The organism is Dyella sp., from assembly GCF_035685805.1.
Lineage (GTDB): Bacteria > Pseudomonadota > Gammaproteobacteria > Xanthomonadales > Rhodanobacteraceae > Dyella_A.
The window spans coordinates 1-22370 of sequence record NZ_DASSAB010000005.1 but is presented as its reverse complement, the minus strand read 5'-3'; the positions used below and the strand labels follow the sequence as shown (position 1 = coordinate 22370).

General features: G+C 66.2%; 20 protein-coding genes. 10 read left to right on the top strand and 10 right to left on the bottom strand.

The genetic code is table 11. The features are described from left to right. The first annotated feature begins 3 nt into the window (after nucleotides 1-3). The gene (locus tag VFG40_RS00785) at nucleotides 4-372 is read left to right on the top strand and encodes a GFA family protein (protein ID WP_324893873.1); all 369 of its coding nucleotides are present in this window, start codon (nucleotides 4-6) and stop codon (nucleotides 370-372) included. A 49-nt stretch (nucleotides 373-421) separates the two neighbouring features. Here the strand turns inward: VFG40_RS00785 and ppa are convergent, their stop codons facing one another. The 3 genes from ppa to VFG40_RS00770 all read right to left on the bottom strand — a co-directional run bounded on the left by ppa (nucleotide 422) and on the right by VFG40_RS00770 (nucleotide 3992). Then, nucleotides 422-958 carry an inorganic diphosphatase gene (gene ppa, locus VFG40_RS00780; RefSeq protein ID WP_324893871.1) on the bottom strand — a complete coding sequence of 179 codons (537 nt, stop codon included), beginning with the start codon at nucleotides 956-958 and terminating at the stop codon, nucleotides 422-424. 69 nt (nucleotides 959-1027) lie between these two features. Next, on the bottom strand, nucleotides 1028-1867 hold the full coding sequence (locus tag VFG40_RS00775) for a 2OG-Fe(II) oxygenase (protein WP_324893869.1): 840 nt from the start codon (nucleotides 1865-1867) through the stop codon (nucleotides 1028-1030). Nucleotides 1868-1925: 58 nt separating this feature from the next. Next, a complete protein-coding gene (locus VFG40_RS00770) occupies nucleotides 1926-3992 on the bottom strand; it encodes a prolyl oligopeptidase family serine peptidase (RefSeq protein WP_324893905.1) in 2067 nt (688 codons plus the stop codon). A 437-nt stretch (nucleotides 3993-4429) separates the two neighbouring features. Here VFG40_RS00770 and VFG40_RS00765 point away from each other — a divergent pair, with 437 nt between their 5' ends. After that, on the top strand, nucleotides 4430-7222 hold the full coding sequence (locus VFG40_RS00765; RefSeq protein ID WP_324893867.1) for a TonB-dependent receptor domain-containing protein: 2793 nt from the start codon (nucleotides 4430-4432) through the stop codon (nucleotides 7220-7222). A 365-nt stretch (nucleotides 7223-7587) separates the two neighbouring features. On the opposite strand, the gene VFG40_RS00760 is transcribed toward VFG40_RS00765, so the two are convergent. The 3 genes from VFG40_RS00760 to VFG40_RS00750 form a co-directional block, all read right to left on the bottom strand. Beyond that, nucleotides 7588-9642: a sodium-translocating pyrophosphatase gene (locus VFG40_RS00760; RefSeq protein ID WP_324893865.1), complete on the bottom strand. Its 2055-nt coding sequence runs from the start codon at nucleotides 9640-9642 to the stop codon at nucleotides 7588-7590. A 209-nt stretch (nucleotides 9643-9851) separates the two neighbouring features. Next, nucleotides 9852-10235 carry an RcnB family protein gene (locus tag VFG40_RS00755; RefSeq protein ID WP_324893863.1) on the bottom strand — a complete coding sequence of 128 codons (384 nt, stop codon included), beginning with the start codon at nucleotides 10233-10235 and terminating at the stop codon, nucleotides 9852-9854. Between the two features lie 134 nt (nucleotides 10236-10369). After that, nucleotides 10370-11641 (bottom strand): 6-phosphofructokinase, encoded by a 1272-nt coding sequence (locus tag VFG40_RS00750; RefSeq protein WP_324893861.1) that lies wholly within the window; start codon nucleotides 11639-11641, stop codon nucleotides 10370-10372. A 184-nt stretch (nucleotides 11642-11825) separates the two neighbouring features. On the opposite strand from VFG40_RS00750, the gene VFG40_RS00745 reads away from it, so the two are divergent. After that, a complete protein-coding gene (locus VFG40_RS00745) occupies nucleotides 11826-12410 on the top strand; it encodes an adenylate kinase (protein ID WP_324893859.1) in 585 nt (194 codons plus the stop codon). 125 nt (nucleotides 12411-12535) lie between these two features. Next, the gene (gene mpl, locus VFG40_RS00740) at nucleotides 12536-13894 is read left to right on the top strand and encodes a UDP-N-acetylmuramate:L-alanyl-gamma-D-glutamyl-meso-diaminopimelate ligase (protein WP_324893857.1); all 1359 of its coding nucleotides are present in this window, start codon (nucleotides 12536-12538) and stop codon (nucleotides 13892-13894) included. An 8-nt stretch (nucleotides 13895-13902) separates the two neighbouring features. Here mpl and VFG40_RS00735 read toward each other — a convergent pair whose 3' ends face one another. Together VFG40_RS00735 and VFG40_RS00730 are read right to left on the bottom strand one after the other, a co-directional pair. Beyond that, complete coding sequence (locus tag VFG40_RS00735) at nucleotides 13903-15318, bottom strand: hypothetical protein (protein WP_324893855.1); 1416 nt, start codon at nucleotides 15316-15318, stop codon at nucleotides 13903-13905. Further along, the gene (locus VFG40_RS00730; protein WP_324893853.1) at nucleotides 15315-16232 is read right to left on the bottom strand and encodes an ABC transporter ATP-binding protein; all 918 of its coding nucleotides are present in this window, start codon (nucleotides 16230-16232) and stop codon (nucleotides 15315-15317) included. Before VFG40_RS00730 ends, VFG40_RS00735 begins: the two co-directional genes overlap by 4 nt. A gap of 113 nt (nucleotides 16233-16345) precedes the next feature. Here VFG40_RS00730 and VFG40_RS00725 point away from each other — a divergent pair, with 113 nt between their 5' ends. The 4 genes from VFG40_RS00725 to VFG40_RS00710 all read left to right on the top strand — a co-directional run bounded on the left by VFG40_RS00725 (nucleotide 16346) and on the right by VFG40_RS00710 (nucleotide 19614). Further along, complete coding sequence (locus VFG40_RS00725) at nucleotides 16346-16948, top strand: LON peptidase substrate-binding domain-containing protein (RefSeq protein ID WP_324893851.1); 603 nt, start codon at nucleotides 16346-16348, stop codon at nucleotides 16946-16948. Nucleotides 16949-17001: 53 nt separating this feature from the next. Further along, the gene (locus VFG40_RS00720; RefSeq protein ID WP_324893849.1) at nucleotides 17002-17820 is read left to right on the top strand and encodes an SDR family oxidoreductase; all 819 of its coding nucleotides are present in this window, start codon (nucleotides 17002-17004) and stop codon (nucleotides 17818-17820) included. Nucleotides 17821-17929: 109 nt separating this feature from the next. After that, nucleotides 17930-19198 carry an acetylornithine/succinylornithine family transaminase gene (locus VFG40_RS00715; protein ID WP_324893847.1) on the top strand — a complete coding sequence of 423 codons (1269 nt, stop codon included), beginning with the start codon at nucleotides 17930-17932 and terminating at the stop codon, nucleotides 19196-19198. Then, nucleotides 19195-19614: a VOC family protein gene (locus VFG40_RS00710; RefSeq protein WP_324893845.1), complete on the top strand. Its 420-nt coding sequence runs from the start codon at nucleotides 19195-19197 to the stop codon at nucleotides 19612-19614. Before VFG40_RS00715 ends, VFG40_RS00710 begins: the two co-directional genes overlap by 4 nt. A 7-nt stretch (nucleotides 19615-19621) precedes the next feature. Here the strand turns inward: VFG40_RS00710 and hemL are convergent, their stop codons facing one another. Together hemL and thiE are read right to left on the bottom strand one after the other, a co-directional pair. Next, entirely contained in the window at nucleotides 19622-20902 is a 1281-nt protein-coding gene (hemL, locus tag VFG40_RS00705; RefSeq protein ID WP_324893843.1) for a glutamate-1-semialdehyde 2,1-aminomutase, read from the bottom strand. Nucleotides 20903-20918: 16 nt separating this feature from the next. After that, nucleotides 20919-21533 carry a thiamine phosphate synthase gene (gene thiE, locus VFG40_RS00700; protein WP_324893841.1) on the bottom strand — a complete coding sequence of 205 codons (615 nt, stop codon included), beginning with the start codon at nucleotides 21531-21533 and terminating at the stop codon, nucleotides 20919-20921. A 95-nt stretch (nucleotides 21534-21628) separates the two neighbouring features. Here thiE and VFG40_RS00695 point away from each other — a divergent pair, with 95 nt between their 5' ends. After that, nucleotides 21629-21823: a rubredoxin gene (locus tag VFG40_RS00695; RefSeq protein WP_324893839.1), complete on the top strand. Its 195-nt coding sequence runs from the start codon at nucleotides 21629-21631 to the stop codon at nucleotides 21821-21823. A gap of 106 nt (nucleotides 21824-21929) precedes the next feature. After that, nucleotides 21930-22154, top strand: coding sequence for a hypothetical protein (locus tag VFG40_RS00690; protein ID WP_324893837.1), 225 nt, complete (start codon nucleotides 21930-21932; stop codon nucleotides 22152-22154). The last annotated feature ends 216 nt before the right edge of the window (nucleotides 22155-22370 follow it).

Sequence of the window (22370 nt, the reverse complement as noted above, 5' to 3'; positions counted from 1 at the left end):
GGTATGGCGATGTTTGAAGGAAGCTGCGCTTGCAGGACGATCCGCTACCAGTCCGATGCCACGCCCAGCCGGCGACGGCACTGCCACTGCGCCCTGTGTCGGCACGCTATCGGTGAGGCCGTCGTGGTGGGGGTCGACTTTCCGCCATTGTCGCTGCGATGGCTCGATGCTTCCCCGGTGTTCCATGTCGGCAAAGGCCTTGCGCATCATGGCGTCTGCGCCACGTGCGGCAGCGAACTCTGCACCGTCGGCACCGACGGCGTGATCAGCGTGAATGTGACCACGCTGGATGCCGCCATCGGAATTTCGCCGCGCTCGCACGTACACGCGCGTTATGCGACCTGGCCAGCGCAGATGGCCGCCGCCGTGTGAGCCAGCCGGCCCCACCCAAAAAAGCGCGCCTTGGCGCGCTTTTTTTTGCTCAGGGCTTGTCTGCCTTGAACCGGTCGATGCCGCGGAGAATCTCGGCCTTCGCGTCAGCCGCCTTCGCCCAGCCATCGAGCTTTACCCATTTGCCCTTCTCCAGATCCTTGTAGTGCTCGAAGAAGTGGCCAATGCGCTCGAGCCAGTGACCGGACACCGCGTCGATATCCTGGATGTGCGCGTAGCCGGCGAACACCTTCTCCACCGGCACCACGAGCAGCTTTTCATCCCCGCCGGCCTCGTCCGTCATGCGCAGCATGCCGACCGGACGGCAGCGGATCACGGAGCCGGGGATCAGCGGCAAAGGCAGGATCACCAACGCGTCGAGCGGGTCGCCATCGTCCCCGAGCGTGCCCGGCACGTAGCCGTAATTGCAGGGATAGCGCATGGGCGTGGAGAGGATCCGGTCGACGAAAATCGCGCCACTGGCCTTGTCCACTTCGTACTTGACCGGCTCGGCATCCTTGGGGATTTCGATGATGACGTTGATTTCCTCCGGCACGTTACGGCCGGCACTGACCAGATCCAGACCCATGAAGGTGTTCCTGCGGTAAGGGGAAAAGACCGGCAAGGATACGGCAACAGCTGTTGCGACGCAGCAAGCTCAGTCGTTGCGCAGGAAGGGGCGCTCCCTGAGCCACTTCGTGGCGATCCACTTCTCACCGCGTAGAACGGGCAGGCCAGCGTGCAGGGACAGCTCGTCGCCGGTTTCGTAGGCGAAGTAGACCGCCGAGCCCTTTAAGGCGGTGACGGTGAGGCCGACGGCGGGAAAGCCGGTGCCTCCGCCGGCGTCAGGCGTGTTGAGGTACATCACCACGCTCGCCACCCGCTGCCCGCCGTGCGCGGTCACTGCCTCGAAACCCGGCTGGGCCGGATCGAACCAGTCGAAATGGGGCTCGTACTCCTGTCCCGGGCCGTAGTGCAGCACCTGCAGCCCTTCACCGTGGCTGGCAGGCAGCCCCAGAAGGTTCTCCAGGCGCGCCTCGATGCGCTCGATCAGCGGCGTTTCGCCCAGCCGGAAAAACATGCCTTCGCTGGTGCGGCGATGGTCCACCTGCTGTTTGCCAGCGGTATCCACGGTGAGTGCCCGCGCCAGCCGCGGCCGTGCCAGCTCGATCAGCGCATCGCACTCGTCGTCGTCGAGCAGGGGGTCGAGAACGCGCACCACCGGGGCGTCAGTCGACACGCGCACATGGATCTCGCGATCGCCAGCGTTTGCCCGCGGCGCCTCGGGATGGCGCGGCCGTTTTCCCGAAAGCTTTGCCGTCGGTTGCAGCGCGGACAACGGAATCTTCAGCACCGTGGCGACGATGCTGCGGCTCTCGCGAGGGTCGTAGCCGGTCTCCTTCAGCAGCCGCAGCACCTCATCGATGCTGTGGCCTGCGCGAGTGGTGTTCAGGATCCACTCGCGCAGCTCGGGGCGAATGGCAGTCGTGCGCTTCATGACATTCCGTGCGGCCCAGGTTCGCCGGCGATGATAACGGCCGCCATTGCGCGCTGTCTTACTTGAGCTGGTCCCACAGGAAGCCGTAGGCCAGCGCGTGCATGTAGGCCGACTGCTTGTTGTCCGCGCCCGCCCCGTGGCCCCCTTCGAGGTTCTCGTAGAACCACACGTCGGGCAGACCCATGGCCTGCATCTTGGCCGCCATCTTGCGCGCCTGCACGGGGCCCACCCGGTCGTCGCTGGTGGTGGTGTAGAAGAGCACCGGCGGGTAGTGCCCGTCCTTGCGCACGTTCTGGTACGGCGAGAAGGTGCGGATGAAGTCCCAGTCGGCGGTGTCGGGGTTGCCGTACTCGGCCATCCAGCTCGCGCCCGCCGAGAGGTGGCTGTAACGCTTCATGTCCAGCAGCGGCACCTCGCAGGCGATTGCTCCGAACAACTGCGGATACAGCGTGAGCATGTTGCCCATCAGCAACCCGCCGTTGCTGCCGCCTTCAGCTCCCAGGTGCTTCGGCGACGTCACCCCACGCTCGATGAGGTCTCTGGCGACGGCAGCGAAATCTTCGTAGGCGCGCAGGCGCTTTTCCTTCAGTGCGGCCTGATGCCACGCCGGGCCGTACTCGCCGCCGCCGCGGATATTGGCGATCACATAGACGCCGCCGCGCTCGAGCCAGGCGCGGCCGATGCTGCCGCTGTAGGAAGGCTGGAGCGACACTTCGAACCCGCCGTAACCGTAGAGCAGTGTGCGATGCGTGCCATCGAGCACCAGTGACTTCGGCGCGATCTGGAAATACGGCACCCGCGTGCCGTCTTTCGATGTGACGAAATGCTGGCTCACGGCGAACTTCGAGGCGTCGAAGAAGGCCGGTTCGCGCTTGACCGTCTCGGCCGGCGCGCTGCCAAGCACGCCGTACTGCAGCGAGGACGGTGTGAGAAAGCCGGTCACGCCGAGCCAGTACTCGTCGCTGGCGTCCGGATCGGTATCCACCACGCTGACCGTGCTCAGCTCCGGCGCGCCTGCCATAGGCGCGCGCTGCCATTCGCCTGGCCCTGGAGTGAGGACTTCCAGCCGGCTTTTCACGTCGTCCAGCACATCGACGATGAGGTGGTGACGGGTCCAGCTGTAGGAGGCCAGGGAGGTGTGGTCGTCGGGTCGGAACAGCACGGTGAAGTCGCGCTTGCCCGCCATGAGATCGTCGAAATGCGTGGCCAGCAACGCGCCGGAGGGATAGGTGGTGTTGCCGACAGTCCACGGCGATCGGGTCTCCACCAGCAGCCATTCGCGATGCGCGGCGGCGCTGGCGTCGTCTGGAACATCCACCCGCTGCAGCTTGCCGTCGCGCCGCTGGAACAGCTCGCTGTGGAAGAAATCCTTTGCCACGGAGACGAAGTCGCGCTCGAAGCCGGGCGTGTTGTCGTGGTACGCACCTACCGCCAGGTCGCTGGGCTTGCCTTCGTGCACCAGCGTGGCTGACATCAGCGGCGTGCCGCGCTTCCATGCCTTGACGATGCGCGGGTAGCTCGACTCCGTCATCGAGCCGGGTCCGAAATCGGTACCCACGTAGATCGTGTCGCGGTCGATCCAGTCCACCTCGCTTTTGGCGACTGGCAGCACGAATCCATCGTCGACGAAACGCTTGCCCACCAGATCGAACTCGCGCACCGCCACCGCATCGCCACCATCGGGCGAGAGCGACAGCAGGCAGCGCTCGTAGGCTGGCTTCAGACACTGCGCGCCCTTGAACACCCAGCGCTTGCCCTCGGTCTTGTTCAGTGCATCGATATCCAGCAGCACTTCCCACGAAGGGGCGCCCTGGCGGTACTCCGCCAGCGTGGTCCGACGCCAGACGCCACGAGGATGCTCCCTGTCACGCCAGAAGTTGTAGAGGTAGCTCCCCATGCGGTTGACGTAGGGGATGTGCTCGTCCGAATCGAGCACTTCGAGGATCCGGTCGCGGCTCTGCGCAAACGCGTCGCCGGTAGCGAAGCGCGCCGAGGTGCGTGCATTCTGCTCCTTCACCCAGGCCATCGGACGCTCGCCATGGATGTCTTCGAGCCAGAGGAAGTCGTCCTGCGGGGCGCTGTCGGCCATCGTGGATGCGGCTGGGGATGTTTTTGCGTGGGTCATGCCCGCCAGTGTGGCGCCCAGTGCGAGCGCGAGCCAGATCGATAGCTTTCCCGACATGTCACTCCCCATCGTGCGCGCCCATAGCAGGCGCAATGGGTCAGTCTCGTCCGCTCGCCGTCGTGGCAACACATGACCAATGGCAGGGTGCCAGAAGTCATGCGGCAATCTGCGCCAACGGGCTCGGTACCGCGACAGGTGGGGGGAGCGGCGGAAAAACGTTCGAGGTATCGACCAAGGTAGTCAACTGCAGCGCGCACAAGAAGTTGACATTCACGTTAATTTCCCATGATTGTTGGGGGACGGGAGTCATGTCCGAGGCGCGCAGCGCGCGGACCTCAGGGAAGAGTGGAGCAGCGGCGCCAGCGTGCTGCGCCAAAGGGAGATCGCTTCTAGGCAATGCCTCGAAGGCGTCCACATTTTTCCAGGGGAGAATAACGATGAATCGCAAGTTGCTTTATGTGGCTCTCGGTACGGCATTGGCTTGGGGAACGCCATCTGCCGTACTACACGCACATCCTGCCTCAGGCCAGGACGCGGCCGATCAGACATCATCCGACACTTCGCAGGCCGCGTCGGACAAGAAGGCCAAGAAGCTCGACACCATCACGGTGACCGGGTCGTTGATCCCTCAGGTCGATGTCGAGACTTCTGCGCCGACCGTGCAGATCACTTCCGAGCAGATCGAGAAGCGCGGCTACGCCAACGTGTACGACGTACTGCGTTCTCAGCCCCTGGCAACGGGCCAGGTACAGGACAGCCAGTTCGCTGGCGGCTTCACCCAGGGCGCCACGACGGTGAGCCTGCTGGGCCTGGATCCGGGCTTTACGCTCATCCTGCTGAACGGCCATCCGCTGGCTGATTATCCGTTGCTCTACAACGGCAGCAGCAACTTCACCGACTTGTCGTCGATTCCGGTGAGCATGGTCGACCACATCGACATCCTGCCGGGCAACCAGTCGGCCATCTACGGTTCCAGCGCCATTGCCGGCGTCGTCAACATTGTCCTGAAGGACCGCGTCGATGGCATCAACGTTACCGCCCGCATGGGCGGGTACAGCGAAGGCGGCGGTGAGAACCAGCGTGTCAGCGTCACTGCGGGCCACACCTGGGGCAAGCTTGAGCTGACCGGTGCCCTGCAGCTGGAGCATCAGTCGCCCATCTGGGGCTACGACCGCGACTACACCGATTCGAGCGCGGACAACCCCGCACTGAACGGGGCGGCGCCGGTAGCGCCCCGCAACGTTTTGATCATCAATGGCAATACCGGCGCGTATGTTGACCCGGGTCGCGCCAACTGCGACAAGCTGGCGGCCGGGTACGGCGGCACCACGCAGTACTTCACCCGCGTGCCTCAGGGCAGCTATTGCGGAAGCAACTACTCCAACGGGTATCAGACATTCCTCAACGGCTCCAAGTCCGCAAGCGTTTATCTCAACGCCAAGTATCGGGCCAGCGACAACGTCACCTTGTATGGCGACGTGCTCTACAGCCACAACAAGATCAATCTGAATTCGGGTTCGCGCTTCTGGTATTCGTCGATCGACACGGGCGGGTACTTCTTCAACCAGAACACCAACCGTTTCGAGCTGTGGCAGCGCGTGTTCGCGCCGGAAGAGATCGGTGCTTCCACCAACTCTGATAATCAGACCAGCGACGCGTACACGGCCACGGCCGGTGCACGCGGCACGTTCGGCGCCTCCAACTGGGACTGGAACGCCTATTACTTCCGCTCGGAGCAGAAGGTCAAGACCGACATTGTCTGGCCGTTGAAGGCCAAGGTGGAAGCCTACTTCCTGGGCGAGCAGCAGGGCGATTACTACGGCTATCCGATCTATGCACCGGACACGGCCACGATGTACACGCCGCTGACCGAAGCTGATTACCGCGGCTTCAGCGACCATGACAAGGCCACCTCGACCACTTACAGCCAGAACGTCAACCTGCAAATCACCAATACCAGCCTGTTCTCGCTGCCGGCCGGTGACGTGGGCGTGGCTGCCCTGGTGCAGGCGGGAGAGCAGTACTGGCAGAATCCGATCGACCAGCGTGTGATCAACGGCGACTTCTGGGGCCTGACCGGCACCCAGGGCGAAGGCACCCGTCGCAATTACGCCGCCGCTGCCGAGTTCCGCGTGCCGATCTTCAGCATGCTGTCCGCTAATCTCTCCGGCCGCTATGACGACTTCCGCTATGGCGGCGTTTCAGACTCCAAGGCTACCTACAAGCTTGGCCTGGAATTCCGCCCCTTCGAAAGCCTGCTGATCCGAGGCAACTACGCCACGGCGTTCCGCTCGCCGGACATGGGCTACCTGTTCGCTGGTCCTAGCGGCTACTTCACCAGCGGCACTGACTACTACTACTGCCGCACGCAGGAGCCGAACGTTCCAATCGAGAACTGCAGCCAGAACAGTGTCAACTTCTCTGGCCGTCAGGCGGGCAACATCAATCTGAAGAGCATCAACGCCAAGTCGTGGGGGTACGGCGTCGTCTGGTCGCCCACGGCAGACTTCACGGTCAAGGCGGACTACTACCACGTCAGCATCACCGACGAGGTCAATAGCCTCAGCATCGACCGGATTCTGCAGGATGAGGCGAATTGCCGTATCGGCTCCAACACCGCGGGCGATGCGTACGATCCCAACTCGGCGCTGTGCCAGAGTGAGACGGCACTGGTAACCCGCTTTCCGGCCAACAATCCTGCGACGCCCAATGGCATCAAGTCGGTTGACACGCTGCCGATCAACATCTCTGACGAGGTGGTCAACGGCATCATCGCCAGCGCCAATTGGCGGCATGATATGGGCAGCTGGGGCACGCTGGGGCTTGGTGCGGACTACAACGTGCTGCTCAAGCACACCTACCGCCAGATTGCCGGCGACCCGGTGCAGGACCTGCTGAGCATCCGCAACTACTACAACGGCTATCGCGACGTCGCGACCGCGAATGTCGACTGGGGCATCGGCGACTGGACGTTCTCGCTGCTGGGTACCCGCCGCGGCCAGACCTACAACTACGCCGGTACCGGCAAGGTGGGGGCCTGGACGACCTTCAACGGCAGCATCGGTTACAAGTTCACGGACTCGATCGATCTGTCGCTGATTTCCAACAACCTGACCAACAAGCGGCCGCCACGGGACAAGACGTTCTCCGCTTATCCGTATTACAACCTGTTCAACTACAACCCGTATGGCCGCGCCCTCTGGTTGCAGGCGAGCATCCACTTCGACTAATACGAAAAGTCGTTGGTCGAATCCGGGGCCGGTCGCAAGACCGGCCCTTTTTCATGCCGCGCGCGGCGACGCGTCGTAGGTGCGTTGAGTGGCAGAGCCTTCACTGCCGGTTGCGTCGCTTCGGTCAGAGCCGTCGCACTAGGCCAGCCCAGTGGGGTCGGTGAAGTCGACGTCATCGCCCGCGAAAGCGGGCTCTTGAGCGACGCCGCTGCAGGCAATCAGGTCTTGCGCGGATATCCGCGATCACTGCTGCCGCATCGCCACGTCAGGCGGCACCCATGCCATCGGGCGGCGGGTGGACGCGGGGGCGTCTGCAGGGAACCCCTCCATTTGGTGGGGCTCCCTGGTACGCCGCGACGATCGAGCTAGAGCAGCGGAATCAGCAACAACGCCACGATGTTGATGATCTTGATCAGCGGGTTGACGGCCGGGCCGGCGGTGTCCTTGTAGGGGTCGCCGACAGTGTCACCGGTGACGGCGGCCTTGTGCGCCTCCGAACCCTTGCCGCCGTGGTGGCCGTCCTCGATGTACTTCTTGGCGTTGTCCCAGGCGCCGCCGCCGGTGGTCATCGAGATGGCGACGAACAGGCCGGTGACGATGGTGCCGATCAGCACGCCGCCGAGCGCCTTGGGTCCCAGCAGCAGGCCGACCACCACCGGCACGGCGACCGGCAGCAGCGAGGGCACGATCATCTCCTTGATCGCCGACTTGGTCAGCATGTCGACGGCGCGCGAGTAGTCCGGCTTGGCGGTGCCCTGCATGATGCCGGCGATCTCGCGGAACTGGCGGCGCACTTCCTCCACTACTGCACCGGCTGCACGACCCACCGCCTCCATCGCCATGGCGCCGAACAGGTAGGGAATCAGGCCGCCGATCAGCAGGCCGATGATCACCATGTGGTCGGACAGGTCGAACTGCATCGCGGCATAGGTGGTGCCCGCGGCGAGCGCCTTCGCCTCGCCGGCCACGTTGAGGTTGTGCGTGTAGTCGGCGAACAGCACCAGCGCGGCCAGCGCGGCCGAGCCAATCGCGTAGCCCTTGGTCACCGCCTTGGTGGTGTTGCCCACCGCGTCGAGCGGATCGGTGACGCCGCGCACTTCCGGCGGCAGGTCCGCCATCTCGGCGATGCCGCCGGCGTTGTCGGTGATCGGGCCGTAGGCGTCCAGCGCCACGATCATGCCGGCCATCGACAGCATCGCGGTGGCGGCGATGGCGATGCCATAGAGGCCGCCCAGCGCGAAGGCGCCCCAGATCGCGAAGCACACCGCGATCACCGGCATGGCAGTGGACTTCATCGACACGCCGAGGCCCGCGATGATGTTGGTGCCGTGGCCGGTGGTCGAGGCCTGCGCCACGTGCTGCACCGGCTTGTACTGGGTGCCGGTGTAGTACTCGGTGATCCACACGATGGCGCCGGTGAGCACCAGGCCGATCAGCGCGCAGCCGTACAGGTTCATCGCGCCATGGGCGGTGTCGGCCATGAGTTGGGTGGTGATCGGGTAGAACGCGATGGCCGCCAGCACCGCCGAAACGATCACGCCCTTGTAGAGAGCCCCCATGATCGAGCCGCCGGGCTTCACCTTCACGAAGAAGGTGCCGACGATCGAGGCGATGATCGACACGCCGCCGAGCACCAGCGGGTAGAGCACCGCGTTGACGCCGATCTCGGCGGTCATCAGGCCGCCCAGCAGCATGGTGGCAATCAGGGTAACCGCGTAGGTCTCGAACAGGTCGGCCGCCATGCCCGCGCAGTCGCCCACGTTGTCGCCCACGTTGTCGGCGATCACCGCCGGGTTGCGCGGGTCATCCTCGGGAATGCCGGCTTCCACCTTGCCGACCAAGTCCGCACCCACGTCCGCGCCCTTGGTAAAGATGCCGCCGCCCAGGCGGGCGAAGATCGAGATCAGCGAGGAACCGAACGCCAGCCCGACCAGCGCATGCAGGGCGCGCTCGCCGGTGTAACCGAAGTGCTGCAAGGCCACGTAGTAGCCGGCCACGCCGATCAGGCCCAGCCCGACCACCAGCATGCCGGTGATGGCGCCGCCGCGGAACGCCACGTTCATCGCCGCCGCCAGCCCGCTGCGGGCGGCCTCGGCGGTGCGCACGTTGGCCTGCACCGATACGTTCATGCCGATATAGCCGGTGACGCCGGATAGCACCGCGCCGATCGCGAACCCGATCGCCGTGCCCCAGTCCAGCGCAAAGCCCACGACCACGAACAGCACCAAACCGACCACGCCGATGGTGGTGTATTGGCGGTTGAGGTAGGCGCGCGCGCCTTCCTGGATTGCCGAGGCGATTTCCCGCATCCGCTCGTTGCCCGCCGACTGCGCCATGATCCAGCGCGCCGAGAAGCCGCCATACAGGATCGCCACCACCGCACACGCCAATACGATCCACACGCCATACTGCTGCAGCATCGGAACCTCCCATGGGTATTCACTGTCGTGCCGGGCGGTTCGGGAACGCGCCCGAGTTGGCCGTCCTGAGCGGGCGGTCCAGGGGAGTATAGGCAGAGGCCGCGGCGCTTAACGTTGTGCGTCGCAGCGGCGATGGCACCTTACTCGCCATGACAAAAAAAGGGCGGCGCCCTGCGGCGCCGCCCTTTTCCAGTCTCAGGACAAACGGCTCAGTGCAGCACGATGTCCAGAATGATCCCCGTGGCGATGGCCACCAGCAGGTACTGGCCGTCGTCCCCGCGAACCCAGTGGTAGCCGCGTGGCGGCTCGCGCAGGCGATAGTGGTCATAGTCGCGCACCACCACCACCGGGCCGTCATAGCGGTGGCCGCGCTCCCAACGATGGCCCGGCGGCACCCAGTTGCGTCCCGGGCCGTGGCCGTGGCCGGGGCCGCGATCATCGCGATCGTAGCGGTCGCCATCACGGTCGTGTCCATGGCCGCGGCCTTGGTCGTATCCACCGTGCTCGCCGCCGTGATACGACGGCTGGGCCAGCACCAGGCCGCTGCCACCGAGCAGCACCGAAGCGAGCAATGTCGAAACGAGAATCTTCATGACGTCCTCCTTGTGGACGGTAGCCGCCGTGAGGTCCTGGCTAGCTTGTGGCAAGAGTAGATGTGCGAGGCTGAATCGACTGCCTGTCATGGCGGCTTTTCTTCAGAGCGGGGTCATCCACCTGAGCCATCCATTCATTCTGGACGCGGCGGCAGACGTTTGGCGACTGGCGCGAGCTTCAGCGTGCCGTAAGCGGGAAGCCCGTCGCGCCCCCACGGCAGCGGTGCCTCGCCGGCGATCAGCGGGGAGAGGTACGCGCGTGCCGCCTTCGTGATGCCGAAGCCGTCACGCCGGATGAAGCTGCGCGGCATCTTTTTCTCCTTGTTGGCGATCTTTGCCAGCGGCGCGGGCTCGACCTTCCAGCGATAGGGCGCATCGGCGGTGCGCACGATTACCGGCATCACCGCATTCATGCCGTCGAGCGCGTACTCGACCGCCGCCTTGCCTACGGCATAGGCCTGTTCGGCGTCCACTTTGGATGCGGCGTGACGGGCCGAGCGCTGCAGGTAGTCCGGTAGCGCCCAGTGGTACTTGTAGCCCAGCTTCTCCCTGACCAGTTGCGCCAGCACCGGCGCAACACCACCCAGTTGTGCGTGGCCGAACGCGTCGCGCGTGCCGGCTTCGGCGAGAAACTGCCCGGCGCGGTTGCGTACGCCCTCGGACGCCACCACGGTGCACCAGCCCACGCGCTCCACCGTCGCCTTGACCTTGGCCAGGAACGCGGCCTCGTCGAATGCGTTCTCCGGAAACAGGATGATGTGCGGCGCCTCATCCGGACTGCGTCCGGCGAGGCCAGCCGCGGCGGCGATCCAGCCGGCATGGCGGCCCATCACCTCCAGGATGAACACCTTGGTCGAGGTCTCGGCCATCGACGCCACGTCAAGACTCGCCTCCAACGTGGAAATAGCCGTGTACTTGGCGACCGAGCCGAAGCCGGGGCAGCAGTCGGTGACGGCCAGGTCGTTGTCCACCGTCTTGGGCACGCCGATGCAGCGGATGTCGTAGCCCATTGCCTTGCCCAGCTGCGAGATCTTCAGCGCCGTGTCGGCCGAGTCGTTGCCGCCGTTGTAGAGAAACCAGCGGATGTCGTGGGCGCGGAACACGTCGATCAACCGCTCGTACTCCGCGCGATGCTCCTGGAGCGACTTCAGCTTGTAGCGGCAGCTGCCGAACGCGCCCCCGGGGGTATGCCGCAGCGCGGTGATGGCTGCGCGGGTTTCCTTGCCGGTGTCGATCAGGTCCTCGCGCAGGGCACCCAGGATGCCGTTGCGCGCGGCGTAGACCGCCACGCCCCGCGCCCGCGCGGCCTCGATCACGCCTGCCGCGGTGGCGTTGATCACGGCGGTAACGCCGCCGGATTGTGCATACAGCAGGCGGCCTTCGGTGCGGCGGGATGCTCGGGTCATGCGCTTCTCCTCATGGTGTGGCAGCCGTGTCCGCGGACTTTGGCAGGGGTGACAAGCACTTGGCGCGTGCGGCCGGAGAATCTGGTTTGACTGCCCTGAACGCAAACGCTACTTTGACCGTCATTTTGACGAATCCGGCCAACGGGCGCAGCGTGCGCCCAGCGAGCGGATTGTGTGGAGCGTTATGCGACTCGTGCTACTTGGCGCGCCCGGTTCGGGCAAGGGTACCCAGGCCACCCGTCTCAAGACTGACCTCGGCGTACCGCACATCTCCACCGGAGACATGCTGCGCGCTGCCGTGGCCGCAGGCACGCCTCTCGGGCTCAAGGCGAAGGCCGTGATGGATGCCGGGCATCTGGTGTCCGACGACATCCTGCTGGGCATGCTGGAAGAACGGCTCGCGCAGAACGACGCGCACGCCGGCTTCATCCTGGACGGCTACCCGCGCAATCTGGCGCAGGCGGCGGCACTGGACGAGCTGCTGGCGAAGATCGGCCAGCCGCTCGATGCGGTGGTGAAGCTGGAAGTGCCCAACGAGGCCATTGTCGACCGCTGCGAACTTCGCTTCGCCGCGGAAGGCCGCGCCGACGACAACCCCGACACCGTCCGCCGCCGCCTCGGCATTTATGCCGAACAGACTGCGCCGGTGGCCGATTTCTACGCCCGCCGCGGCAAGCTGCAGGTGGTGGACGGAGTGGGTGATCTCGACGAGGTGACGGCGCGGGTGAAGCGCGCGCTGTCGGACGACTCGGCCGCCGTCGGCAGCTGACCACCGGCAGTCTGCCAGTTCACCGCGGCGCTCGTCCGCCGTCGTGAACGCTTCGGGACCGCGCCGCCGGCGACGGTTCTTCCAGGGCGCCCACACCGGCGCCGGTGGTATTTCCGGACCTTTTCATGCGCCTGCATATTCTCGGTATCTGCGGCACCTTCATGGGCGGCGTCGCCGCGCTGGCACGCGAGCTCGGCCATACCGTGGAGGGCAGCGACGCCAACGTCTATCCACCGATGAGCACCCAGCTGGAAGCGCTGGGCATCGGGCTGATGGAGGGCTACGACGCGTCGCATCTGCAACCGGCGCCCGACCTGGTCGTGGTGGGCAATGCGATGACGCGCGGCAACCCGTCGGTGGAATACATGCTCGACGCGCAGCTGCGCTACATCTCCGGGCCGCAGTGGCTCGGCGAGACCTTGCTTCCCGGGCGCGAAGTGCTTGCCGTCGCCGGTACCCACGGCAAGACCACCACGACCAGCCTGCTCGCCCACTTGCTGGAAGAGGCGGGCCAGAGCCCGGGCTTTCTGATTGGCGGCGCGCCAAGCAATTTCCCGACCTCGGCGCGGCTGGGCACCGGCCGGCCGTTCGTGATCGAAGCCGACGAGTACGACACCGCGTTTTTCGACAAGCGGTCGAAGTTCGTCCACTACCGCCCGCGCATCGCGATCCTCAACAACCTCGAATACGACCACGCGGACATCTTCCCCGACGTCGAGGCGATCCAGCGACAGTTCCACCACCTCGTGCGCACCGTGCCCGCCAACGGCCGGTTGATCGTCAATGCCCACGATGCCCGGCTGGCCGAAGTGCTCGCCCTGGGCTGCTGGACGCCGGTGGAGACGTTCGGCATTGGCCAGGGTGACTGGCAGGCGCGCTTGATCGAAGCGGACGGCAGCCACTTCGAGGTACATCGGCGCGGGCAGCATCTGGGCAGCGTACGGTGGCCGTTGCTGGGTACGCACAACGTCATGAATGCGCTGGCGGCGCTGGCTGCCGCAGCGGCGGCCGGCGCGGATGTGCCAGCCCTGCTGCCGGCGTTCGAACGATTTCAGAGCGTGCGCCGCCGGATGGAGCGCGTGGGTGAGGGGCGGGGCGCGCAGGTATATGACGATTTCGCCCATCACCCGACCGCCATCGCCACCACGCTGGCCGGGCTGCGTGCCAGCGTGGGCAGCTCGCGCATTCTGGTGGCGCTGGAGCCGCGCTCCAATTCGATGCGGTTGGGCGCGCACGCGGCGGCGCTGGCGCCGGCGCTGGCCGATGCCGACCGGGTGGTGTTCCTGCACCGGCCGGAGCTGGCATGGGATGCGCAGAGCGTCATCGGCGCACTGCGCGGCCGCGGCCAGACCGTGCCCACGGTCGAGGCACTGATCACCTCGCTGCAGCAGCAGATCCAGCCGGGGGACCACGTGGTGTTCATGTCCAACGGCGGATTCGAGTCGGCGCCACGGCGCTTCGTCGAAGCGTTACGCGACGCGTGAGGCGTTGATCAAGCCAGCGGCGCATCGAAGCAGGGATCGCGGCGCTGGTATTCGCGCTGCGCCGCAAACCACACGCCGAAGCCGAAGCTGATCGTCAGCAACGCCAGTAGCATGGATCCCCACGTGAGCCCCAGCGCCCCCAGCAGCATATAGCCGCCCCAATACGCCGCCATCGCGCCGAGCACCACCACCACGTTTACCGCGCCGCGCCCGAAGCTGCCCTCCGGCCCGATCAGGTGCACCGCCAGGGCAACCAGGCTGGCGCCGACTGCCACGATCGCCGAAGTCAGCAGCATGCGCAGGGGTTCGGTCGCATGCACCAGCACGATCCCAAGCGCCGTATAGGCCAGCGCGCTCAGCGCAGTGACCGGCACCAGTACCAGCAGCGCGTCCACCAGCAACTTCTGGTAGTCGCTGCGCGATGCGGGTGCCAGCGTCAGGTAGAGGTCGGCCAGGTTGGGGCGCATCCGCAGCATGCCTCGCCCCAGCTGTGGAAAACGGCTCAGCGACAGCAGCACCGCATAGGCGCCGATCACCGCGGCGTTGTAATGCGGCCGATGCTGGATGACGAAGAAATAGAGCGTCACCATCGCTGCGACGATCAGCAGCCGCATCGCGATCGCGGCCGGGTTGTCGTGCGGCAGCAACAAGCTGCGGATCAGAGCCAGCCGCTGGCCGCTGCCGGGGCGACGACGGTAGTTCGCCAGCGCCCGCTCCATGGCGCGCTGCGAGCTGCGGTCGAACAGCGCGTTGATGCGCTTGCCCAGCGCGCCACGCGGGGCCGGCGTGCCGTCGGTGCCGGTCGTGCCGATGCGGTTCAGGCCGGTGCTCTCCAGCGGCGAGGTATCCGGCTCGATGTCGCTGATCTGCACCAGCGGGCGCAGCACCAGCTGCAGGATCAGCGCCGACGCCAGCAGCAACAACAGCGGCGTGAGTGGCGAGCGCAGGGCAGCCGCGCCAATCTGTGCTGCCAGCTGCGGCATCCAGCCGGCGGCAATGAACACCAGCCAGAACAGCAGGCCCGCGCGGCGGCCGGTGCCGGTGGCCAGGCCGAACGCCGCAGCCAGTACCAGTCCCGCACTGCCCAGCATCACGTACGGCATGCCGCCCGCCAGGGCCAGCAATGCAGGCAGCAGCACCCATTGCAGCAGGTCGATCACGGCCAGCCCACGCAACCGGCGGGTGAAGTGCGGCAGCAGGAAGCTCTCCGGTCGGCAGACACCGCGCAGCATGCTGCCCAGCCCGATATGCCAGAACCAGTTGCCGAACATCACCAGTCCGGCGCCGGGGCCGGCAAGCGCCGCATCGTGCGGCATCGACCAAGCCAGCATGACCAGGCCGCCGAGCCACAGTCCCAGCGCGAGAACCACCAGCACCGGCATGCGCCGCCACAACTGCATCCACAACTGCCAGACGGCTCTCACGCCAGCTCCACGAAGAGATCTTCGAGCGTGGGGGTTTCGATCCGCAGCGTGCATTGCTCGCGCGCAGCCAGGGCCTGCAGCGCCGATTCCTCCGGATCTTCCACCAGCAGTTGGGCCTGGTCGCCGTGCAGCGTCGCCTTGAGTGAACCAGCCACCGTCGGCGGCGCGCTCCAGCCGCCGGGACGCTCCAGCACCACCCGGCGCAAGCGGGCGCGCAGGTCGGCGAGCGGCCGGGTGAACTGGATGCGACCGTCGCGCAGCAGTGCGATGTCCGCATCGGCACGCTCGAGGTCGGCGGTGATATGGGTGGAAAAGATCACGGTCTTGCCCGGACCGCGCATCAGCGCAAGCAGCTCGCCCATGAATGCGCGCCGCGCCTGCGGGTCGAGGCTGGCCACGGGCTCGTCCAGCACCAGCAGGTCCGGCTCGGGCGCAATCGCCCGCACGATGGCGAGCTTCTGCCGCTGCCCCTGCGACAGTTGCCCGATCTTCTGCTTCGGGTCGAGCTGCCATTCGTCCAGCAGGCGGCGCGCCAGCGCGGCATTCCAGCGGCCGTAGAACGCCGCGGTGAAATCCAGGTAAGCGCGCACCTTCATCCAGGGGAAGAGATCGAACGTCTGCGGCACGAACCCGATGCGGTGCATGCGCTCCCCACCGGGTTCGTCCATCGGCTGGCCGAACAGCTCGACCCGGCCCCTGTCGATCGGCGACAGTCCGAGCAGGCAGCGCAGCAGCGTCGTCTTGCCGGCGCCATTGCGTCCGAGCAGGCCGATGACCCTTCCTGCCGGCACCACCCAGTCCAGCTGTTGCAGCACATCACGTCGCGCGAACGACTTGTTCAGCTGGGCCACCTGCACCACCGGAGCAAATGCTTCGGCGGGCGGCGGGGGTGAGAACGGGTGAGCAGTGGACATCCGTGTTCCTCGGGCGAAAGTCGACACAATGTGCGGCAAGCCGGCTCGCGGCGTCCAGTCGCAGGCCGTGCCGGAGGCTGTGCCGCGGGCAGGCGCTCGGTACACTGGATGGCATGGCTGGCCAGACTCCACTGATCGAACTGCCGCTGTTTCCCCTGGCAACGGTGCTCTATCCCGGGGCGCCGATGCCGCTGCGCATTTTCGAGCCGCGTTACATCGACATGGTGCGCGACTGCACACGCTCGGGCACGGGGTTTGGTGTCTGCCTGATCCTGGACGGCTACGAGGTGGGCGAGGCTGCCTTGCCGGCGGCGGTGGGCACGATCGCCACCATCACCGACTTCCACACCACGGAGGAGGGCCTGCTCGGCATCGTGGCGCACGGCGGTCAACGCTTTCGGGTGGAGCACACCCGCGTACGCACCGATGGCCTGCTTCGAGGGATGGTGCAGCCGTGGCCGGCGGAGCCGGCGCTGCCGGTGCCGGCGGAGTTCGGGCTGCTGACGACCATCCTGGAGCGCCTGGTCGAGACCCTCGGGCCACACTGGTCCGACGCGCCGCGCAACTGCTACGACGACGCCAGTTGGGTGGGTTTCCGGTTGGCCGAGCTGCTGCCACTGGCCAATCCCGAGCGCCAGCGCATGCTGGAACTCACCGATCCCCTCGAACGTCTGGCCGAGTTGCGCGACATCCTTCCACGGTTCCAGAAGTCCTGACCGGCGCCGCACACCGGCATTAGACTCGCGCCTTTAATGCGAGGCGCATCGTCATGAGCTCACTGGCCGGAAAAACCCTGTTCATCACCGGCGCCTCGCGGGGGATCGGCCTGGCGATTGCACTGCGGGCGGCGCGGGACGGCGCTAACGTGGTGATCGCGGCCAAGAGCGCGGTGGCCAATCCCAAGCTTCCAGGCACCATTCACAGCGCCGCCGCCGCGGTCGAGGCGGCGGGTGGGAAGGCGCTGGCGCTGAAGGTGGACATCCGCGACGAGGCCCAAGTGGTCGCTGCGGCCGCCCAGGCGGCGGAGCACTTCGGCGGCATCGACATTCTCGTCAACAACGCCAGCGCGATCTGGCTGGCGGGGGTGGAGGGCACGCCGATGAAGCGATTCGACCTGATGCACCAGGTCAATACCCGCGGCACTTTTCTTGCGACCCAGGCCTGTCTGCCGTATCTCAAACGCGCGGCGAATCCGCACGTGTTGATGCTGTCGCCGCCGCCCACGTTGGAGCCGCGCTGGTTCGCGCCGCACACGGCGTACACGATCGCCAAGATGGGCATGAGCCTGTGCGTGCTGGGCATGGCCGAGGAGTTCCGGCCACTCGGCATCGCGGTCAACGCGCTGTGGCCGCGCACGGTCATCGCCACGGCGGCCATCGCCATGATCGACGGGGTACGGCCCGAGCATTGCCGGACTCCGGATATCGTCGCGGACGCCGCGCAGCTCATGCTGGTGCGACCGGCAGGCGAGGCCACCGGCCAGTTCGCGATCGACGATGAGGTGCTCGCGCAGGCGGGTGTGACCGATCTGGAGCGCTACGCGGTGCAACCTGGCCAGCCCCTGTTGCCGGATCTTTTCCTGCCGTAGCCGATGCCGCGCGGTATCCGATCACCGTGCAATGCGCAGGGCCGCGCCTTACGATGGCGGCCCCAGCTTCTGCCGCCCCGGTTGTGTGCGGCGCCACGTCGGACCTCCCATGCAGACGGATACCCCCTCGCTCATCGACCTCGGCAGGCGTTACTGGATGCCGGTCTACAAGCCGCGTGATCTGGTGCTGGACCACGGCGACGGCGCCAGGCTCTGGGATACGGACGGCCGCGAGTACATCGACTTCGGCGCCGGCATCGCAGTAAATGCGCTCGGACACAAAGATCCCGATCTGCTCGCTGCGTTGTCTCTGCAAGCGGGCAAGTTGTGGCACGCCAGCAACGTCTTCTATACCGAGCCGCCGCTGCGTCTGGCCGAGGAGCTTGTGCAGGCATCCGGGTTCGCCGAGCGGGTGTTTTTCTGCAACTCGGGTGCGGAAGCGAACGAGGCGGCAATCAAGCTGGTGCGCAAATGGGCGGCCTCGAACGGCCGGCCACCGGAGCGGCGCACCATCGTGACCTTCCGCGGCTCGTTCCATGGCCGCACGCTGGCCACGGTGACCGCTACCGCGCAGCCGAAATACCAGCAGGGCTACGAGCCGCTTCCCGCGGGCTTTCGTTACCTCGACTTCAACGATGTGCCGGCACTCGAAGCCGCGCTTGCGCAGGGCGACGTGGCGGCGGTGATGCTCGAGCCGGTGCAGGGCGAGGGCGGCGTGCTGCCGGCCGCGCCGGGATTTCTGCAGCGTGCGCGCGAGCTCTGTGACCAGCACGACGCCCTGCTGGTGCTGGACGAGATCCAGTGCGGCATGGGGCGCACCGGCACGCTGTTCGCACACGTACAGGATCACGTCGTGCCGGACATCGTGACCCTGGCCAAGGCGCTCGGGTGCGGCTTCCCGATGGGCGCCATGCTGGCTGGCCCGAAAGTCGCGCAGGTCATGCAGTTCGGCGCCCACGGCACGACCTTTGGCGGCAACCCACTGGGCGCGGCGGTCGCGCGCGTGGCGCTGGCGAAGCTGTCTTCACCGGAGGTGCTGGTGAATGTCGAGCGGCAGGCGAACGACCTGCGCCGAGGGCTGGCGCAGATCAACGAGGACCTTCACCTGTTCGAGCAGGTGCGCGGGCGGGGGCTCATGCTTGGCGCCGTGCTGGACGAGCGCTGGCGCGGCCGGGCAGGCGAGATACTTGACCATGCCGCCGCACACGGTCTGCTGCTGCTGCAGGCCGGCCCCGACGTGCTCCGCTTTATTCCGCCGCTCACCCTCGCCGATGCGGACCTGGCCGAGGGGCTCGCGCGACTGCGCACGGCCCTGGCAGCCTTCTGCGAGCAGGTCGACGAAGCGGTCGGCGACAAGGCGCCGGAGGCAGCTCGATGAAGTACCTGCATACGATGGTGCGCGTGCATGACCTGGACGCATCGCTGCGTTTTTATTGCGAAGGCCTCGGCCTCCGTGAAGTGCGTCGGCGTGACGTGCCGGCGGGCCGGTTCACGCTGGTGTTCCTGGCGGCGGCCGAGAGTCCCGAGGCCGAGCTGGAGCTCACCTACAACTGGGATTCCTCGGAAGACTACGGCTCGGCCCGCAACTTCGGGCATCTGGCGTTCCTGGTCACCGACATCTATGCCACCTGCGCGAGACTGCAGGCGATGGGCTACACGATCCACCGACCACCGCGCGATGGCCACATGGCGTTCGTGCGCTCCCCCGATCTGATCTCCATGGAACTGCTCCAGGACGGCGCGCTGGCGCCGGCGGAGCCGTGGGCGTCCATGCCCAACGTGGGTCAGTGGTGATCGCCAGTCAGTGGAGGATCTCGCGCAGCGTTTCCCTCGCGGCCTGTAGTGTGTCGGCAATGTCTTGCTCGCTGTGCGCGCTGGACATGAAGCCCGCTTCGAAGGCCGAAGGAGCCAGATAGACGCCGCGCTGAAGCATGCCGTGGAAGAAGCGCCGGAACATCGCGATGTCGGTGGTCGTCGCCTGCGCGAATGTCTCCACTTTGTCGGCGTGGAAGAACAGGCCGAACATGCCGCCGAGGCGCGTGGTGCTGAACGGCACGCCCTCGCCATCGGCGACGGCCTGCAGCCCGTCGCACAGCAGGCGCGTGCGTGCGGCCAGGGCCTCGTGAAAGCCGGGCGCCTGCACCAGTTCCAGCACCGCAAGGCCAGCAGCCATGGCCACCGGATTGCCGCTCAGCGTACCGGCCTGATAAATCGGACCGGCCGGAGCGACCTGCTCCATCAGCTCGCGCCTGCCACCGTAAGCGCCCACGGGCATGCCGCCACCGATGATTTTACCGAAGGTGCTCAGATCCGGCCGCACGCCGTAATGCCCCTGAGCGCCGCCGAGCGCGACGCGGAAACCGGTCATCACTTCGTCGAAGATCAACAGCACGCCATGCGCGTCGCACAGGCTGCGCAAGCCCTGCAGGTAGCCGTCGCGGGGCAGCACGCAGTTCATGTTGCCGGCCACCGGCTCGATGATCAGTGCGGCGATGTCCCGGCCATGCTCGGCGAACAAGGCGCCAGCGGCATCGAGGTCGTTGTAGGGCAGGGTCAGGGTCAGGTCGGCATTCTGCTTGGGTACCCCCGGCGATGTGGGTACACCGAGGGTCAGCGCGCCCGAGCCCGCCTTTACCAGGAAGCTGTCGCCGTGGCCGTGATAGCAACCTTCGAACTTCACGATCAGGTTGCGGCCGGTTGCGCCGCGCGCAAGGCGGATCGCCGACATCGTCGCCTCGGTGCCGGAGTTGACCATCCGCACCATTTCCATCGACGGCACCAGCCGCGTGAGCGTTTCGGCCATGGTCACCTCGGCCGGGCAGGGCGTGCCGAATGAGAGGCCGCTGCGGATTGCCCGCTCAACCGCTTCACGCACAGCAGGGTGGTTGTGGCCAGCAATCATCGGGCCCCAGGAGCCGATGTAGTCGATGTAGCGCTTGCCTTCGACATCCCACAGATAGGCGCCGTCTGCGCGGGCGGTAAAAAAGGGCTCCCCGCCGACGGAGTTGAACGCGCGCACGGGAGAATTGACGCCGCCGGGCATCAGTTGCCGAGCGCGCTCGAAGAGGTCGTGATTGTTCATGGGCTTTCCGGGTCGACTAGGGATAGAGGGCGGTCATCGCGCGCGCTGCCTGGCAGACATCGGCGGCGGCCAGAATCGACGAGACGCTGGCAAGGAAATCAGCGCCCGCATCGACCAGCAGCCGACCATTTTCGGCCGTGATGCCGCCAATGGCCACCCGCGGCACACCAAGCGCGGCCGTCTCGCGTAGCACGTCCAGCGACGACCGGCCTGCATGGGGCTTGGTCGGCGATGAGAAAAACGCTCCAAACGACACATAGTCCGCACCGGCGGATGCGGCAGCCCGGGCCAGCTCCGCCGATCCATGGCAGGACACACCGATGATTGCTTGCCTGCCCAGCGCTTCGCGCGCCCGGGCCGGGTCGCCGTCGCCCTGGCTCATATGAACGCCGTCGGCGCCAACCGCCCGAGCCAGCGCCACGTCGTGATCGATGATGAGCGGCACGCCGTGGCGCGCGCACAGCGTCGCCAGCGCAGAGGCCTCGGCGTATCTGCGGGAGGCGTCAGAGGTGAGGTCCCGGTACTGGACCAGGACAACGCCTCCGGCCAGGGCCTGCTCGACCTTGTCGACCAGCTTGTCGCCTGATCCGTCGGTGATGAGATAGATGCCACGTGGGGGGAAGGTCTTCATAGCCCGCCGATGATGCACCAAGCGACCAGGGTATGCCTTCCGGTCTGCTGCCCGAGTTGCGAGAATGGGGCTCCCCAACGCAAGCGGAAAACGTAATGACTCAGGGCAATGCCGGATCGTCGCCACGCAAGTGGATGTGTGTCGTCTGCGGTTTCATCTATGACGAAGCGCTGGGCGTGCCGGAAGAGGACATCGCACCAGGCACGCGCTGGGAGGACGTACCCGATACCTGGACGTGCCCGGATTGCGGTGCCACGAAGGAAGACTTCGAGATGGTGGAAGTGGACTGAGTTCCGCCCTCATTCGCCCGGATTCGGCCATCGCAGCGCACGTCCGGGGCCGGTTTGTGGTGATGCGATGGAGGTGCGCCATCCCGGCGCTCCTCCGGAGCGACACATGCAGAAGTTCATCCCCTTGGAAGACGACTGGGCACTGATAGAGGCCCTCTTCGACCAGCGCCTCGTGCCCTACGTGCCGGGAATGCCTTGCGCGCATACGTATAAGGAGGATGCAAGGAACTCGCTCCCGGCAGCTTCCGGCCCGGGCGCGGCGGCCGACGCGAAAGGAATGCGTGAGAATCTGGCGCTCCCCCCTTCACAGGGTCATCGCACGGCGCTATGATTCTCGCCCCTTCGACGAACCACGGTTCGCCAAGGTGTTGCCCGCCAGGCAGCGTTGAAAAAAATTTTCGACGAAGTGTTGACGGAGCAAAAGATCGATGTAGAATGTGCGGCTCACCCGGGGCGAAACGCATCGGGACGGTTCGAGAAATCAGCCGTAAGTGATTGATCTTTGACAGTATGCGCAGGTGACTTGTGTGGACGCCTTGCAGTGGAC